This is a genomic window from Aquimarina sp. 433 (genome assembly GCF_054054605.1).
Window position 1 is genome coordinate 377,033 of sequence record NZ_JBSWZK010000005.1, and the last position, 15,495, is coordinate 392,527.

Annotated in this window: 10 protein-coding genes; 2 read left to right on the top strand and 8 right to left on the bottom strand. The window is 31.9% G+C overall.

The genetic code is table 11. The features are described 5' to 3' along the window. Positions 1 to 43 precede the first annotated feature (43 nt). The 5 genes from ACWNT5_RS12980 to mazG all read right to left on the bottom strand — a co-directional run bounded on the left by ACWNT5_RS12980 (position 44) and on the right by mazG (position 9,554). Positions 44 to 1,501, bottom strand: a complete 1,458-nt coding sequence (locus ACWNT5_RS12980; RefSeq protein WP_299607960.1) for a RagB/SusD family nutrient uptake outer membrane protein — start codon at positions 1,499 to 1,501, stop codon at positions 44 to 46. Between the two features lie 18 nt (positions 1,502 to 1,519). Beyond that, positions 1,520 to 4,585 (bottom strand): SusC/RagA family TonB-linked outer membrane protein, encoded by a 3,066-nt coding sequence (locus ACWNT5_RS12985; protein ID WP_299607963.1) that lies wholly within the window; start codon positions 4,583 to 4,585, stop codon positions 1,520 to 1,522. A 354-nt stretch (positions 4,586 to 4,939) separates the two neighbouring features. Beyond that, positions 4,940 to 6,478, bottom strand: coding sequence for a helix-turn-helix domain-containing protein (locus ACWNT5_RS12990; RefSeq protein ID WP_456517563.1), 1,539 nt, complete (start codon positions 6,476 to 6,478; stop codon positions 4,940 to 4,942). A gap of 495 nt (positions 6,479 to 6,973) precedes the next feature. Continuing rightward, entirely contained in the window at positions 6,974 to 8,494 is a 1,521-nt protein-coding gene (locus ACWNT5_RS12995) for a helix-turn-helix domain-containing protein (RefSeq protein WP_456517564.1), read from the bottom strand. Positions 8,495 to 8,780: 286 nt separating this feature from the next. Beyond that, positions 8,781 to 9,554: a nucleoside triphosphate pyrophosphohydrolase gene (gene mazG / locus ACWNT5_RS13000; RefSeq protein ID WP_299607972.1), complete on the bottom strand. Its 774-nt coding sequence runs from the start codon at positions 9,552 to 9,554 to the stop codon at positions 8,781 to 8,783. Between the two features lie 122 nt (positions 9,555 to 9,676). On the opposite strand from mazG, the gene ACWNT5_RS13005 reads away from it, so the two are divergent. Beyond that, on the top strand, positions 9,677 to 10,975 hold the full coding sequence (locus ACWNT5_RS13005; protein WP_456517565.1) for a glycosyltransferase: 1,299 nt from the start codon (positions 9,677 to 9,679) through the stop codon (positions 10,973 to 10,975). Here ACWNT5_RS13005 and ACWNT5_RS13010 read toward each other — a convergent pair. From ACWNT5_RS13010 to ACWNT5_RS13020, 3 genes are all read right to left on the bottom strand, one after another. Further along, a complete protein-coding gene (locus ACWNT5_RS13010) occupies positions 10,972 to 11,916 on the bottom strand; it encodes an NAD(P)H-dependent flavin oxidoreductase (protein WP_456517566.1) in 945 nt (314 codons plus the stop codon). The two genes, ACWNT5_RS13005 and ACWNT5_RS13010, sit on opposite strands and share 4 nt — an antisense overlap. A gap of 295 nt (positions 11,917 to 12,211) precedes the next feature. Continuing rightward, positions 12,212 to 13,399, bottom strand: a complete 1,188-nt coding sequence (gene mnmA / locus ACWNT5_RS13015; RefSeq protein ID WP_456517567.1) for a tRNA 2-thiouridine(34) synthase MnmA — start codon at positions 13,397 to 13,399, stop codon at positions 12,212 to 12,214. A gap of 138 nt (positions 13,400 to 13,537) precedes the next feature. Beyond that, positions 13,538 to 14,227: a toxin-antitoxin system YwqK family antitoxin gene (locus ACWNT5_RS13020; protein WP_299607984.1), complete on the bottom strand. Its 690-nt coding sequence runs from the start codon at positions 14,225 to 14,227 to the stop codon at positions 13,538 to 13,540. Positions 14,228 to 14,469: 242 nt separating this feature from the next. Between ACWNT5_RS13020 and ACWNT5_RS13025 the strand changes: the two genes are divergently transcribed. Next, on the top strand, positions 14,470 to 15,456 hold the full coding sequence (locus ACWNT5_RS13025) for a fasciclin domain-containing protein (protein ID WP_299607987.1): 987 nt from the start codon (positions 14,470 to 14,472) through the stop codon (positions 15,454 to 15,456). Positions 15,457 to 15,495 lie beyond the last annotated feature (39 nt).

Genomic DNA, 15,495 nt, shown 5'->3' on the forward strand with positions numbered 1-15,495 from the left:
TATTTCTAAAAATCTCTTATTACATTCCTATCACAATTTTAAATTAGTAACCAGGATTTTGCTGTTCAGCAATAACAGTGTTTGCGTTTAACTCTGCTTGAGGAATTGGAAATAAAAATCTAAAATTTCCTGGTTCGATAGTAAGTACTTCTGGTGGTGTACCAGTACCATCAATCACATCTCCATTATTAGATCTTTCAATAGCCTCTCCTCTTCTTTTAAGGTCAAAAAATCTATGCCCCTCAAAAGAAAGTTCAACTCTTCTTTCAAATTGAATTGCATCTTCTAAAGCCTGACCTGTTTCCGTTCCAGCAGTAAAAGGAGTGTATCTTGTAGCTCGTAGCTCATTTAAGGTAGCCAGTGCTGCTGCTTGCTGGTTTAGCTCAAACTGTGCTTCAGCTTTATTTAATAACACTTCTGCAGCTCTCAACACTTTTATATCGACACGTCCATTAATTTGTCCTTCTTCACCTAGGAATTTCTTAACAGCATTATATTCTACTCCATTATTATTACCAACGAACTGCATAACATCTCTTCTTACGTCTGTTGTAGAAACACTGTTAAAGAAATCAAAGTCGATTACGAATTCTAATATATCGTTATCAGCGTTAGACTGACTAAAAAGAACTCCAACATTGTTAAAGTTAGCTTCTGAAGAAGTATTTACTGATAATTCAATCACAATTCCTGAGTTATTAGAATCTGTATAAACACCTGGTAAATCATCTGCACTCGCCAAATCTGTAGTAACTTCATTAGCTGCATCAATAGCTAACTGATAATCTCCGTTGTAGAGATAAACTCTTGATAAAAGTCCAAAAACTCCATTTCTATTAAGACGACCTTCACCATTATCACTTCCTATAAGTTGACTAGCACGCTCTAAATCATCAATGATCTCTGCATAATTAGAGCCTATAGTTTCTCTTGCTGGCTGTGCAAAAGGATCTCCAGTATCCCCATCTTCTGTTTTTATATAAACTACTCCTAACTCTCCGTTAGCACCAGCACTTTGTGTTGGTATAGGTCCATAAATCCTAGCTAAATCAAAATGCGCCCATGCTCTTGCTCCTAGAGCTTGTCCTAATATATTATCCTTATCATCTCCTTCTGGTAGTTTATCAATATTACGGATTAATATGTTAGCAGCATTAATTGCTTCATATGCTTCACTCCAATATAATGCAATTGCACCACCTGTAGTCGGAACATATCGATAATCATAATAATCATCATTTGAACGTCTTCCGCTTTGCGCTTGTATTACATTATCAGATATAATATCAGGAATTGACTGCAATCCTGACCCTGGATTTGAGTAATAATTCCATAATTGACTATATATTCCATCTACTCCATTCTGAAATGAAGAAACACTTCCGAAGAAATCATCCGGATTTACCTCTACAAATGGTTGCAAATCGTTTAACTCGTCGTCACATGCCATAAAAGTGAATGTGAAAAAGACAAGAAATATTTTAAAAAACTTATTTTTCATTTTATATTTTATTTTTTATTAAAATCCTATTTCCATACCAAAGATGTAAGCCTTCGTTTGAGGATAACTAAATAACGAAAACTCACCTTGAACGAAGTTAGCATCTCCCGGTTCTCCTGTTTCACCAGATCCAATCCCAATTTCTGGATCTCCTTCATAGTCACTAAAAGTAAGAATATTTTGACCTGTAGCATAAAGACGAAGACGGTTTATCGGTAGTGGCTCTAAGAATTTATTAGGAAGATTATATTCTAAAGTTAATGTTCTTAATCTTATATAATCACCTTTTTCTAAGAATCTTGTAGTACCTGCTTGATCCGCATCTGCTTGAAATAATGGACTTGGTAACACATTGGTATCTCCAGGTTGTCTCCAGTAATTAAAAGCACTCGTTCTTAAATTAGCATCAATATTTCCAATAAACTCACCTTGTGCTCTTTGGTTATTCAAAATATAATTACCTCCCTGATACACGAAGTCAGCTCTTAAACCAAATCCTTTGTAATTAACACTACCAAAGAAACCTCCTTGATAGCTTGGAAGTGGAGACTTCCCTTCTTGAATTTTCAGGAACGAATCACTATAGGTCTCTGATAAATTACCATCAAGATCAACATATTGAGGTGCACCATTATCAGGATTAACACCTGCATACTCCACTAAATAATAAGAAAATAGTTCTTCTCCTTCTCTTAAAATAATATTTCCGAACGAACCTGTAATAATATCTTGTCCATTTACTAATTTATTTACCCTATTATCTATAAATGTGATATTTCCTCCTAAAGAAACTTGTAGGTTTTCAGTTCTAATAATATCAGCATTTAAACTTATCTCTACACCAGAGTTTTGAATCTCTCCAATATTTTGGAATATACCATTATCTTCATCTCCCACTGTTTGTGAAATAGGTCTGTTTAATAATAAATCGTCAGACACTTTTTTAAAGTAATCAACAACCCCATTTAATCTGTTATTAAACAATCCGAATTCTAATCCGATATCTAAAATAGATTGTGCTTCCCATTGTACTTCAGGATTTCCAACACGTAATGGTATTACAGTAGTATTACCGTTATATGTATTGAATCCGGCAACACTTAAAAACTGAAAATCTGGTATGTTTTGGTTTCCAGATGTACCATATGAAGCCCTTAGTTTTAAATTATTGAATGCAGAATCACTTAAAAATGATTCTTTTGCTAAATTCCATGCAACGCTACCACTATAAAAAGTACCAAATTTGTTATCAGGACCAAATCTTGAAGAACCATCACGTCTTAACGAAGCTGACAATATATACTTCTGTTCAAAATCATAATCAGCGAATAATGCTTGAGACCATAGAATTCTTCTAGCCTCATTAGACCCTTGATTCGTGGACTCTGCTGCTACATCTATGAAAGGAATATCCGGTGAAGGAAACCCTCTTGCTGCTACGAATAATTCATTTCTGATATTCTCATTATATTCTAAAAGAAAACTCGCTGAAAGATTGTGAGAATCACCATACTGATCTGCATAAGTAAGAATATTAGACACATTATATTCTAAATCTAAGGCAACATTTTCTGTCTGCGTACCTGGGAATTGGCTATCTCCAACAAAACCTTGTAAAACTCCGCCTGGAAGCGATCTAGCTGTTCTATTAAATCTATTATTAATTACACCTACCTGAAAGCGATTAGAAAACTTATCAGATAATCTGATATCAGCTGATAGTGATCCTATCAATAACACATTTCTATTATCTTCTGGTTCTGTTATTAATGCCTCTGCTATTGGAAAGAATATCCCTCCTCCTCTATTAAATACTGGGTTACCATCAGCATCTGTTACAACATTTCCGTCTGCATCTCTAGCAAACAATGGCGCATATGGATTATAATCATATAAACCTCTAAATGCATTTTGAACATTATTTCTATCTCTTGGAAGATCCGTAGTACTTCTAGAAGCAGAAACGTTTGCTCCAACAGTTAACCAATCTTTTGCCTGATAGGTAGTATTTAACCTTGCAGATACTCTTTCAAAACCGTCAATACGATCAATAATACCCGTATTTAGGTTGTATCCTAAAGATAAAAAGTACGTAAGCTTATCAGATCCACCAGATATAGATAAATTGTTATTTTGAATCACTGATGTTCTAAGTAATTCTTCTTCCCAATCAGTATCAAAAGAAATCAACCTTTGTCTTTCTTCAGGTGTAGCTGTAGCTCCTGGTAATGATTGTGCTGCTCCTACACCCAAATTAGCAAACTCTTGCTCTAAATTTAGTTTTTGTTCTGCATTTAATAAATCAAAAGGATCTGCAATTCGTTTTCCAAAACCATAAGAAGAAGTAAAGGTGATTTTTGCATCTCCAGATCTTCCTTTCTTAGTAGTAATTAATACAACTCCATTAGCCCCTCTAGAACCATATTTAGACACAGAAGCTGCATCTTTTAAAATTGCTAACGATTCGATATCATTAGGATTCAAGTTATTAAGTGGATTGAATTGCTCATTTTCGTTGATAGGAACTGGCACTCCATCAATAACATAAAGCGGAGTAGTACTAGATGAAATAGAACCAACACCCCTAATCTGAACGAAAGCAGTATTTCCTGGTCTACCATTTGCTGCCGTTACCTGAACCCCAGCGGCTTGACCTTGTAGTATATTATCAATACTAGTAGATGGAACGAAATCTTCAATATCATCTGCTCTTACCGTAGATATTGCAGAAGTTACAGTTGATTTCTTTCCTAATCCATAAGCAGTTACTACTACTTCCTCTAGTTCAGATGCAGATATTACCAAACTAACATTAATAGTTTCAGCAGTATCTACAATAACTTCTTTATTGGTAAAACCGACATAGCTAAACACCAAAACAGCCCCTCTGTTTGTTGTAATACTATAATTACCATCAAAGTCAGTTTGTGTTCCATTTGCAGTATTTTTTACCACCACGTTTACGCCCGGTAAGGGCAATCCGTCACTGTCTGTGACATTACCAGTGATTATCTTTTGCTGCGCAAAAACAAAACTGGTGACAAAAAACACAAATAGTAATAATTTGTAATTAAGTTGTTTCATAAATAAATTTTCATAAATTAAACCTCAGTTAGAAATTGCAGAAAAGGAGTACGGTAAATTGAAAATTGATGGCTAATTCAATTTATCTTGCGATATATTATAAAAGGAATAACATAATTTCGTAGATAGAACAATTTCCCTTACTCCTTTTCTGCAATTTTTTGACAAAACAAGTAATTATGGGGGGTCAACCAGTTAAAACTGATCAAGCTTTACCCTTTTACCGATAAAAATTTACCTATTTACCTAACTTTTATGCTTGAAGATTTGTCTAGAAGTATACACACCAATGTTCTGCTCTATTTATTAAATTTTAAAAGGGAAAAACTATCTAAGAAAAAAGAAAATTTAATTTTAGACACTAAAATTCCTAAGATATTCTGAAGGAGTAACGTGATTATATTTTTTGAAAGATTTATTAAAAGTAACTTTGTTATTAAATCCAACTTCGTAAGCTACATCAATAATATTTATACTTTTTGATTTATCATTTTTTAGGATACTCATAGCCTCGTTAATCCTGTATGAATTAATTAAGTCGAAAAAATTAAGACCAAAATGTTCATTGATAACTTGTGAAGTATTATGTCGATTTGTATCCAAAAGATCTGCTAATTTTTGTAAAGTGATATCGTTATCGCGATACACTTTTTCCACATCCATTAAATAAACAAGCTTATCTTTTAACTCAACGGACAACCTAGCTGTTAAACTTGAAGAACTATATTTATAAGTACTAGGTAGCTTATTTACTTCATTGATAGGTAATGCTAATACATCTTTTTTCTCTTTTATTAGTGCTAAATTAAAGAAGGTATTGTAACTTATGTAGAGCACCAAAAAAGTCATTATAAACACCTGTAAATTAAACAATAAACTACCTATCTCGTACTTTTCGAAAATAAGAACATAACACCCATAAAAAATAGTATACAAACTATAAAACAGGATTAAATTTCTCTGCCAATTTATTTCGGATTGATTTACATTTTCATCCTCAATTTCTCTTTTCAAATATTTGGAAATTAATAAAACCCCATATATAATTAAAGACAACAATTTAGCTATCATAATAAACAAAGCATAAGGTCTATCATTATCAATAATAATTCGAAGTTTTTCCGTACCTGATAACATATAGATAGGCAACATTAACCCTACGAATAGCACCGTAGGAATTAAATGCAACAAATCTTTTTTCTTAAAGGTGTAATTTTCGTTTATCCGTTTGAAATAAAAATATATCAATGGCCCATACAAAAACGAAAAAGATGCTGAAACGTATAGTGTGTGAGGTAAATAGAACTCATAATTGGTAATAAAAATACTAATTCTTAAAACGAAGAATGAATGCAATAAAAGAAAACAACCGATTAGGAAATTAGCTTTTCTATCTTTTACTGGTCGAAATATTAATATGGTTGAAATAAAAATCCCGATAAATCCTACATAAAGACAAAACAATGCCCATCCACTAATATTCCGTTGATATCTCTTTTGCAGCTTTTTAAAAACAGCGGAGTCCTTTATTAATTCAAAATTACTATGATTTATAAATGAAACATCTAAAGTTGCCCCAATATATTTTTCTATAAATATAGCCGCTTCTGTTGATTGCTTAGATTGAGCATAAGAAAAAGCTGCCTTTTTAAATATATCAATAGAATCGCTATAGCTAGTTTTAGGTAAAGCATTATACTTATGGATAGTTGTATCATAATTCTGTGAACCAAAAAAAGCATCTTGAACCTTGCTTTTTTTAATGGTATCTTTTACCATATTATCTTGAGGAATAAATGCGATATCATTAGCATACAAACCTATTACACAAATTAAATATAAAATAATAGTTCGCGTGATCGTAGACTTTACGTTTTGTTGAGTTTGACACATAATCACTTGGCAAATTAGGGATGGCTAAAAATACTATTTGTGTAGAACTATTTTCATAAAATTTTTCGAACATATAGGAGATAATAAAACGATGTTAAGAGGAATCTAAAAAAATAAACTCCTGTTAAGCAATCTTTTAAAAGTAAAAAAACTAAATAACCCTTTCTGTTTTTTTGTTAAATTCTTAACTAATATCAGTGTTAATTAACACTAAATTAATACTCTTCTTTTATGAATTCTTAGCCTCTTAAATTTTTAATTTATCAAAGCCATAAAGCAATAATAAAAGGAGGGCAAAAATATCTTCATGGCTAACTCAAATATTTCATTTTATAAAACTAAACAAGGTTTATAAAAGAACCGCACCTCCTTTTAATGATTACAAGACAAAAGAAGTAATCATCAAAACAAAAACAGGCAAACCTTATCAAGGTTTACCTTTACCGAATAAATTTTACTTTTTCCGAAGAAAGTTTACTAAAAAACCATGAAAAATTAGGCAACCAATGATTTAAGATATTCAGAAGGAGTAACTTGGTTATATTTTTTAAAAGATTTATTGAAAGTAACTTTATTATTAAAACCAACTTCGTAGGCAATATCAATAATATTAAAGTTTTTATGTCTCTCTTCTTTTAATAGCTCTTTAGCCTCTTCAATTCTATATTTATTAATTAATTCAAAAAAGTTTAAATTAAAATGTTCGTTAATAATCTGAGAAGTATTATGTCTTGTTGTATCCATTAATTCAGATAGCTTCTGCAAGGTTATATCATTTTGCTTATACACCTTTTGATCATTTAATAAGTGCAGTAGTTTTTGCTTTAATTCTATTGACAAACTTTCTGTAAGTCCAGATTTTACATATTTTGTAGCCTGTATTTTTTCCTTCGGTTGCGTTCTAATAATTTTGAGACTACCAAAAATACTAGGCTGCACAAAAGCTGTATAACTTACATACAACACTAGAGAAGCCATTAGGCCAACCTGCATATTAAACAAGAAACCACTATAAATCTTGGATATTATTAAAAACGCGTATATACTATATGTTAGAATGTAAACAGAACAAAAGATGACGATGTTTCTTTGCCAAACAAATTCCTCTCGCGAAACTTTCCGTTTGCTTTTAAATGCTTTTACATAAATTCTTACGACCAAAATTCCGTAAAACACTAATGATACTAACTTCATTACCGTTATCAATGCTCCATGCGGAACTGTTCTGTTCAATAGCATTCTGAGCTTTTCTTCTGAAGACTGCACATAGACTGGCAAAAGCAGAAAAACGATTAATCCTATTGTAGGTACTATATGTAAAACATCTAAAGTCTTAAATTTATGTTTCTGAATAACCCTCTTAAAATAGAAGTAGATAAGAGGTCCATATAAAAATGAAAAAGAAGTAGAAATATATAAACTATGAGCAAAATAATATTGGTAGTTTGTTAATAGCGCACAAATATGAAGAATAAAAAATGAATGCAGTAAAACGAAAAAACTCATTAGTAAATTCGACACTTTATCCGATCTTTTCCTTAGATTTAAAACTACTGCAACGAAAAAACCGATAAGACTTATATATAAGCAAATAATGGACCACAAATTTATCTTTTTAAGATATTTAGCAGCTATTAATTGATACGCTGGCGAATCACTGATCGAATCGAAGAAACTATGTCCGACAAAATTGATATCTAAACTTGATTTAACATATCTATCGATATACTGAACCGCGAGTTCTGGTTCGTTCATTTCAGAATAAGTGAAAGCTAACTTTTGAAAAACAGCAAGGGAATCTGCCCTCTTATCATTCAAACTCTGAAGATATTTGTCTATAACGTCTTGTTGATGTTTTTCCTCATCGTCATTCTGAACTATCTCAAAAGAAGAAACACCATTTACCTCATTACTATAAAATGAAGTATTGCTCCAACTTTTGAAGTTAGAGTAAACGAGCATTAATAAAAGAATACTCAATAATGGTATTGATGTATTTTTGTTTGAGTTAGCCACACAATTATTTTTACATAATTATAACTCCTAATTTACGACAACTTTTTCATAAATTTTTCATAACAGAGGATTTCCCGATAATATCTTACTAAAAAAACCAGTAAAATCAAGGGTTTGCAAAATATAAAATTTTCTTATAAAATATGGGTTTACCGTAAAATAAGTAAAAAAACACATCAAAAACGTATTTCGAAAAAACAAAAAAAAGTGAATAAAATCACTTTTTTTGAACACTTTTTACACTAAGAAAATGTATTGATCATCTTTTATGTGGATAAGAAACATACTATAGTCTTTTGGCTTCCTCCCAAAAAACATTCATTTCGTCTAAAGACATTTCCTTTAAGTTTTTGTTTTTTTCCTTAGATTTTTGTTCTAAAAACTGAAAGCGTTTTATAAATTTCTTATTGGTTCTTTCTAAAGCATCTTCAGGGTTAATATTTAGAAATCTGGCATAATTGATCATGGAAAATAACACATCTCCAAACTCGGATTCTATTTTATCTATATCCTGTTTTTCGATTTCATACTGCAACTCTGAAAGTTCTTCTTCTAATTTTTCAAAAACCTGTTTTGGTTCTTCCCAATCAAAACCTACACCAGCAACTTTATCCTGTATCCTGCTTGCTTTTACCATGGCAGGTAAAGATTTAGGAACTCCTTCTAAAACACTTTTCTTACCTTCTTTTAACTTAAGGTTTTCCCAGTTTCGTTTCACGTCCTCTTCATTATCAACTTTCACATCACCATAAATATGTGGATGACGGTTAATCAATTTTTCACATATACCATTAGCAACATCTGCAATATCAAAATCCTTTGTCTCACTGCCTATTTTTGAATAAAAAACTATATGAAGTAACAAATCTCCTAATTCATTTTTTACTTCATTTAAATCATTCTCTAAGATAGCATCCCCTAATTCATACGTTTCTTCAATAGTCAAATATCTTAATGACTGTAAGGTCTGTTTTTTATCCCATGGACATTGCTCTCTTAACTCGTCCATTATAGTTAGTAATCTATCAAAGGCTTTTAGTTGATCTGCTCTAGAATTCATTAGTTTAGTTTTATATCAAAAGTAACGATTATAAAATCTTCAATTTAATTTTAACGGGAAAGTCTTTTTCTCTTAAAAAAGTATAGATTTGAGGCCTTATAAATTTTGTAAATACGTACAATATGCCTCCGAAAAAGATTTTGTTTGCCTGTATTCCTGCAGATGGTCACTTTAACCCAATGACTGAGCTAGCTGTATATCTAAAGGACAAGGGATATGACGTACGGTGGTACACTGGAAAAAGCTATGAGAACAAACTAAAGCAAATGGAAATTCCATATATTCCTTTTGTAACTGCAAAGGAAATTAAAATCTCTGAATTAGACGAAGCTTATCCAGAACGGAAGAAATTAAAAGGGATTTCACATATTAAATTTGACATCATAAATCTTTTTATACACCGAATGAAAGACTATTATGAAGATGTGAAAGATATTTTTAGCTCTTTCCCTTTTGATCTTCTGATATTTGACAACACTTTTCCAGGAACGATCGTAAAGGATAAATTGAATGTTCCAGTGGTTGGTATAGGTGTTGTTCCCTTAGCTTTATCTTCAGCAGATATTCCGCAATACGGACTGGGACATCAGCCTGCTGGCAACTTTTTAAGCAAAAGAAAGCAAAATTTCATAAAATTAATGGCTGAAAAATTAATTTTCAAGGAAACCAAATTTGCATATAATGAATTATTGGCGAGCTTGAACTTGCCACCAACAGATCATAATATATTTGACATTTCTCCATTAAATGCAACGGTATTTTTGCAAAATGGAATTCCTGAAATGGATTACCCAAGAAATGCTATTCCTAAATCTATAAAATATGTTGGTGCATTAAATACTTGGAATAAAAAATCTATCAACAATCATAATAAAGATTGGGGAACGATATTAGATCCTAAGAAAAAAACAATTTTAGTATCTCAAGGTACTGTAGAAAAAAATCATAAAAAATTGATTATTCCTTCTTTGGAAGCTTTTAAAAACAGTTCTTTTAATATTGTCGTAGTAACGGGAAATAACGATACTAAACTATTAAAAAATCAATATCCTCAGAAAAACATTTATATAGAAGATTTTATTCCTTTTGAGATAATCATGCCTTTGACAGATCTATTTATTACGAATGGCGGATATGGAAGCTCTATGATCAGTATTAAACATGGTGTTCCGATGGTCACAGCTGGTATCAATGAAGGTAAAAATGAAATATGTGCTCGTATAGATTATTGTGGATTAGGTATAGATTTAAAAACCGAAAGACCAAGAAGCTATTCCGTTAAAGAAGCAGTTGATCAAATTTTAATGAATGATAGCTACAAAAAGAACGTAAAACGAGTACAAAACCTCTTAAACTCATATAAAACCTTAGAAATTTGCGAAAAGTATATCGAAAACCTGCTTTTTTCATCCAATGATTAAATTTCTAACTGTTGCATTCTTTGTTTAGTAATCTCAAAATCTGAAATCAACTTTTTCACTATTTCTCTGACAGGTTTGATATCATGAATTAATCCAGATACCTGACCTATCTCTAATTCTCCTTCTACGAGATCACCTTCAAACATTCCTCTTTTTGCTCTAGCTCTACCTAACAACGTTTTTAACTCTTCGATAGATGGACCTTTTGTATACAATTCTGCGACATCATGATAGAACTTATTCTTTAATAAACGAACTGGTGCTAATTCTTTTAAGGTAAGATGAGTATCTCCTTCTTTCGCATCCACTACCATTTGTTTAAAATCCTGATGTGATGAAGCTTCTTCACTAGCAACAAATCTACTCCCTAATTGTACTCCATCTGCTCCTAACGACATTACTGCATACATAGAGGTACCCGTAGCAATTCCTCCTGCAGCAATTAATGGAATATCAACCTTTTCTTTCACCATTGGTATTAAGGTTAAAGTTGTTGTTTCGTCTCTTCCATTATGTCCTCCAGCTTCGAACCCTTCAGCTACAACAGCATCTACACCAGCTTCTTGAGCTTTTAAAGCGAACTTTAAACTACTTACCACATGAACTACTGTTATACCTTTAGATTTCAAAAAAGAAGTATATGTTTTGGGATTACCCGCAGAGGTAAACACTATTTTTACATCTTCTTCAATAATTATCTCTATTACCTCTTGAAGGTTTGGGTACAACATAGGAACATTTACTCCAAAAGGTTTATCTGTTGCTTTTTTACATTTTTGAATATGCTCTCGCAAAACATCTGGGTACATGGAGCCTGCTCCAATAAGTCCTAATCCTCCAGAATTACTAACAGCACTAGCGAGCTTATAACCGCTTGCCCAAATCATTCCTCCCTGTATTATTGGGTATTGAATTTTAAAAAGATCTTTGATTCTATTCATTCGTTTTTGATATCTTTAGTACACATTTGGAATTATCTATTAATAATTCCATTAAATAAAGACTATTAGATAGATTACCTTACAACTTAATTTTGGTTCCCTCTAACATTTTAGTCCAAACCAATCTACCTTCAATGGTAAAAATCCGAATTTTAAGTGATTTTAAGGTACTAAGATTTAAAAAATAATTTATCTATAACCGAATTTAAACAACTACGAGTACCCACTTAATAAAAATCCACAAAATCAGCACTAAACAATAAATTAAAAAAATTGTTTTCGGGCAAAGGTTAATCTAAGAAATTACGCCTGATCCAACTAATTCATCATCGATATACCAAGCAACAAATTGTCCTTCGGTAATAGCACTTTGAGGATTCTCGAATACAATATACATTCCTGAGTCCACCTGATGCAAAGTAGCTTTATCTAAAGGCTGTCTATAACGAATTCTAGCCATCACCTGTAATTCTTCGTCTACATCCAATTTAAGATCTGGTCTTACCCAATGCAATTCATCATTACTAATAAATAATGCTTTTCTATATAATCCAGGATGTGATTTTCCTTGACCAGTATAAATCACATTTGTTTCGACATCTGTTTCTATAACAAATAATGGTTCGGGAGTACCACCTACAGCCAATCCTTTGCGTTGTCCTTTAGTATAATAATGAGCTCCTTGATGTTTACCGACTACTTTACCATCATTTACATTATATTCATATTTTGATGATAAAAACTCCAATTCTTCTTGTTTAGAGTTGAAATCAGGTACTATTCTATGAAACATTTCTTCTGAAGAAGGTATTTCTATAATATCTCCTTGTTTTGGTTGTAACTTTTGTTGAAGAAACTCGGGTAATCTTACTTTCCCTATAAAACATAGACCTTGTGAGTCTTTTTTATCTGCAGTAATAAGGTCTTGCTCTTTGGCTATTTCTCTTACCTCTGGTTTTAATAATTCTCCAACTGGAAATAATGTTTTTGATAATTGCTCTTGGGATAATTGACATAGAAAATAAGATTGATCCTTGTTAGGATCTTTACCAGCTAGTAAACGATGTATTTCTCTATCATTTTGTATAATCGTATCTTTTCTACAATAATGACCTGTAGCGACATAATCCGCTCCTAAAGACATTGCTATTTTTAAGAAAACATCAAACTTAATTTCTCTATTACACAGAACATCTGGATTTGGAGTTCTACCTTTTTCATATTCATTGAACATATAATCCACTATACGCTCTTTATATTCTTCACTTAAGTCTACCGTTTGAAATGGAATTCCTAATTTTTCAGCTACTAATAATGCATCATTACTATCATCTAACCAAGGACATTCATCAGAAATAGTCACAGAATCATCATGCCAATTTTTCATAAAAAGACCAATAACTTCATATCCTTGTTCTTTCAATAGATATGCTGCCACACTAGAATCTACTCCTCCTGATAAACCTACTACTACCCTTTTCATTATATTATTTATTCTTACTTACCTAAATTATTAAAGTAAAACCGGTACTCAAATCTTTTGCAAAAGTAATAAATAAAAAAAGTAATGCTCTCGCATTACTTTAAGGTTTTATCTATGCCAATATTTTTAAATATTATACTAAGATCTACTTTTTTCGATAGGAAATCTCTTCTGTTCAATTAGCTTTCCATTCTCATAGTAATTCCAAACTCCATCTTTTCGATCTCTTTTATAATTACCTTCAATTTGTACATTCCCATTCGCATCATAATACTTTGTTACTCCATGTAATTGATCATTTTCATAGGTGAATTCCTTTATCATTATACCTTTTTCGGAATACACTATTCTCTTACCCTGTTTTTCACCATTTACGTAAACAGTTTTTTCTGTAAGTTGTCCATTTTCAAAATACGTTTTCTGTTCTCCATCAAGCTTACCTTGTTTATATTCCTCAGTCATCATCACTTTTGTTGATCCTCTATGATAATATACCCATATTCCAACACGATCCTTTCCTAACATCTTTCCTTCACTTATCACCTTTCCTCTTGCTGTATAATATTTTACCTGTACACTATCATTATCCTTTGAAAATATTTTAATAGCCGTTGGTATTTTCCCACTATTAGGTTTATAAAATTTAAACTCTCCTATTTCCTTGCCATGGTCAAAAGTTCCTTCATATCTAATTTGATTACTATTATCATACTTTTTTTGCCATTTCCCATGTCTTTCACCTTCTGAATCAAAAGCGTTAAACACCTGGCTATACAAGCCATTAGAAGCAAGAGCCAAGAAAAACAGAAACAAAAATATTCTTTGCATAGTATAAAATTTAAACCAACTTCATAGACCAAAAAGTATACCAAGCTTGGAAAGTTTGATTTTTTACAAGGGTATACTTTTAAATAAATATCTTACAAAAAAAACATTAAAACTTCTAAAAAAACAATTAACTAAGTATAAAAACAACCTAAGTTAACTTTTGTTTAACTAAAAATTAAAAATATATAAAACAAACGCCTCGTTAGTCAAATTGAACAAATAAACTTTTAAAACTCAAAAAAATGAAAATTATTTCAAAAATCACCAATGCACTGTTCCTTGCAGTCTTGGTATTAAGTACTTTTTCTTGTGGTAGTGATGATGACGGAGATGTAATCATTTCAACAGATAACATTGTTACTATCGCTACTGGAGATTCGGACTTGTCGCTTTTAGTCAGCGCTTTGACAGCTGCAGATGGAGATCTCGTTTCTGTATTAAATGGTGATGGTCCTTTCACTATTTTAGCTCCTACAAATTCCGCTATGGAAGCATTTTTAGCTGCGAACAATTACGCTGATATCAATGCGATTCCTACTGATGAATTACAGCAAATTTTACTCAATCACGTAATTGCTGGAGAAGTAACTTCCACTACATTAGCGAATAATGTAGCTGGCTATACGCAAACTTCGTCTACCTCGGGACCGGACAACACTAATTTAAGTGTATATTTTAACACCACTAATGGAGTCGTTTTCAATGGTACAGCAACTGTGACATCTGCTGATATTTCAGCTTCAAATGGAGTGATCCATAAAATAGATGCCGTTATAGAGTTACCAGATCTTACAACATTTGCTAGTGTAGACCCTAATTTATCAAGATTGCTTGAAGGATTAACTGCTTATAACTTTGACTATGTAACAACGCTTCAAGGTGATGGTCCTTTCACTGTTTTTGCGCCTAATAATGCTGCATTTGAGAACTTGTTAGCTACTAACCCCTCTTGGAATAACCCTGGAGATATAGAAGAAAATATACTTGAAAACGCTCTTAATCTTCACGTAATTCCTGATAATAATGTTAGAGAAGCAGATTTAACTGATGGTAATGTTACCACATTATCTGGAGAAATTACTATTGATGCTACTGCTAAAACTGTAAGAGCAAATGGTGTAGATTCATCTAATGCTAGTTCGATTATATCAACAGATATACAAGCATCAAATGGAGTTATTCACCTAATTGATCGTGTAATGGTGGCCTCACCATCTTTACCAAATTAAAAAAACACCCCCCATTTCACGAGAAATGGGGGGTTTTTA

What these genes read in the sequence shown, in the direction of transcription:
- ACWNT5_RS13010 (WP_456517566.1), bottom strand. Translation starts at nt 11,916, where the DNA reads ATGAATAGAATCAAAGATCTTTTTAAAATTCAATACCCAATAATACAG.
- ACWNT5_RS13005 (WP_456517565.1), top strand. Translation starts at nt 9,677, where the DNA reads ATGCCTCCGAAAAAGATTTTGTTTGCCTGTATTCCTGCAGATGGTCAC.
- ACWNT5_RS12980 (WP_299607960.1), bottom strand. Translation starts at nt 1,501, where the DNA reads ATGAAAAATAAGTTTTTTAAAATATTTCTTGTCTTTTTCACATTCACT.
- mnmA (WP_456517567.1), bottom strand. Translation starts at nt 13,399, where the DNA reads ATGAAAAGGGTAGTAGTAGGTTTATCAGGAGGAGTAGATTCTAGTGTG.
- ACWNT5_RS13020 (WP_299607984.1), bottom strand. Translation starts at nt 14,227, where the DNA reads ATGCAAAGAATATTTTTGTTTCTGTTTTTCTTGGCTCTTGCTTCTAAT.
- ACWNT5_RS12990 (WP_456517563.1), bottom strand. Translation starts at nt 6,478, where the DNA reads ATGTGTCAAACTCAACAAAACGTAAAGTCTACGATCACGCGAACTATT.
- ACWNT5_RS12985 (WP_299607963.1), bottom strand. Translation starts at nt 4,585, where the DNA reads ATGAAACAACTTAATTACAAATTATTACTATTTGTGTTTTTTGTCACC.
- mazG (WP_299607972.1), bottom strand. Translation starts at nt 9,554, where the DNA reads ATGAATTCTAGAGCAGATCAACTAAAAGCCTTTGATAGATTACTAACT.
- ACWNT5_RS13025 (WP_299607987.1), top strand. Translation starts at nt 14,470, where the DNA reads ATGAAAATTATTTCAAAAATCACCAATGCACTGTTCCTTGCAGTCTTG.